Annotated in this window: 1 pseudogene; it reads left to right on the forward strand. The window is 70.2% G+C overall.

The annotated features are described in order from the left end of the window. Nucleotides 1-1,048 precede the first annotated feature (1,048 nt). Nucleotides 1,049-2,107: pseudogene (locus G6R24_RS20505) on the forward strand (hypothetical protein); the annotation flags it as partial.

Raw genomic sequence — 2,107 nt, forward strand, 5'->3', positions numbered from 1 at the left:
GGTGTCCGTCGATCGGTCGTTGGTATTCGAACCCGGGCCGGATCGGTGTGATCGACCGGCAGTGTGCGGTGGGTCGACAAAGGACGAGGCGCGCCGTCCGGGGTGATCGAGGGGGAGTCGCCCAGGGTGCGGGCCGTGGTCTTTTTTCCGGCTGACCTGAACGGCTTTTACGGACTGTTCCGATGGGACCGGGCGGGATCGCGCCACCTGCGCCGCTGGCCCGCATTCACCATCGGCCAGGCGCCGGTCGGGGAACGGGCCGAGCGGTACGGCCGACGGCCGGGCGGGTGTCACCGGGGTGGTGATCTGGCCTGCTGGCCGGCGGCCTGGCCGTCCGACGTCGGGGTGTGCCGGTGGGGCGGCGTGATCGGTGGGTCATGAACCGGTGGCCCACCGCGGGGATGGCCGGTCGGGTGTCGGGGTGGGGTCGAGGCACCGCCGGAACCGTTCGGTGCTTTCCGTCGACTGATCGCTCCAGGTCGGTCTGGCGACCCAGGATTCCGCTGTTACCCGTGCACCCTTCGACGCTTTGTCGACATGATTTAAATTTTTTTCTCCTGCGTCGGATCGACCTCGCCTGATTCGGCGTTCGGGGTGGCAGTCAAGTGTTTCGATGATTGATTTTGATGAATGCTCGTGGTCTCGATGTGGTCGCCTGGAATTCTTTTTGCTGCGAAGCAGTCGCCGGATGTTTGATGTTTCTGTCACACCACGACCACCCAACGGCGGTGATGGAGTCATGTCCTCTTCATGTGAGCGTGGTGGCTCCCCGCAGGAGCCCCATGATGCGGTGCGGAGTACGGTGCCTGAACACACGTCGACCCGCCCGCCCCCCGTCGATCCCGTTCCGTCGGGCTCGATCCCCGGACACCCGGTCCCTGCCCGGTCGGACCCGGGCCGTTCGTCAGCCCCACGTGACAGTGTGGCGTCGGGCGACGGTGCGGCTTTGAGTAACGGTGCAGCTTCACGTGGCAGTGCGGCATCGCCGGGCAGTGCGGTATCGAGTGACAGCGCGGCATCGAGTGACAGCGTCGAGGGAAGGAGGCCCGTGCCGTCGGACACCATCCAGCTCGCCATCCCTGGTGCGCTGGTCTCCGTCCGAGTGGCACAGGACTCCGGGACGCTGATCGGTGATCGCATCGGATGGCAGCGGGCCATCCTGCGGGCCGGCCTACCGTCCGCGGCGAAGCTCGTCGCCTGCACGATGGCCAGCCATCTCGCCGAGACACCCTCGAGCGTTCCCGACGGCGTGGCCGTGAGCGGCCCAGGGCTGCGCACACTCATGGACCAGACCGGTTACAGCCGGACCCACGTGCAACGACAGGCGTCACGCCTGCGCCAGACGGGCTGGCTGACCACGGTGGCCCGCCCGTCCGCCGGGCGGATGACCCGGTTCGCCCTGACGATCCCCGACTCGGCGGTGGAGTCCGGCCTCGTCCGGCTGGTCGAGAGTCCGCCGGTGGCCAGCGCCGACCGGTCGTCGGCGGCGAACGCCGCACCCGGCGGGCCTGGCCCAGGCGGTGCCGGGGCAGGCAGCGTCCACCGGGCAGGCGGTACGAGCGGCCCCCCGGGTGGCGACAGCGACGGGGCTGACACCTCCGTCGCCTCGTCCGCTCCCGGCGCCGCCCCTGCCTCCGGCTCCGGCTCCGGTGGAATCGGGGCAGGCCATGGCGGTCGGCTGCGTGGCACCGGCGCGGCAGCGGCGGGTGGACCGACCCGGCGGCACGGTCGCCGTGGCCGGTTGGGCTCGCGTAGCTGGGCCGGCGCACGCCGCCGTAGCCGAGTGATGGCAGCGGTGGGCTCTGACGCCGCGATGGTTCCGGACGCCGCGATGGTTCCGGACAGCACCGTGGCTTCTGACGCCACGCTGGGCGCTGATGTGACGGTGGGTGCTGACACCACGCTGGGCGCTGACGTGACGGTCGGTGCTGACGTGACGGTCGGTGCCGGGATGCCGCTGGGGTCCGAGACGCCTGCCTCCGTGCCCGACACCGACGCGCGGCCGCTGGCCGACGTCGTCGAGGACATGCCGACCGTCGAGGACATGCCGACCAGGGCGGCTGTCGCCGAGGTGACCACGCTCTCCGACGCCGAGCCGGTCCACGAA

It is taken from the genome of Candidatus Frankia nodulisporulans, from assembly GCF_902806475.1.
Taxonomy (GTDB): Bacteria; Actinomycetota; Actinomycetes; order Frankiales; family Frankiaceae; genus Frankia; species Frankia umida.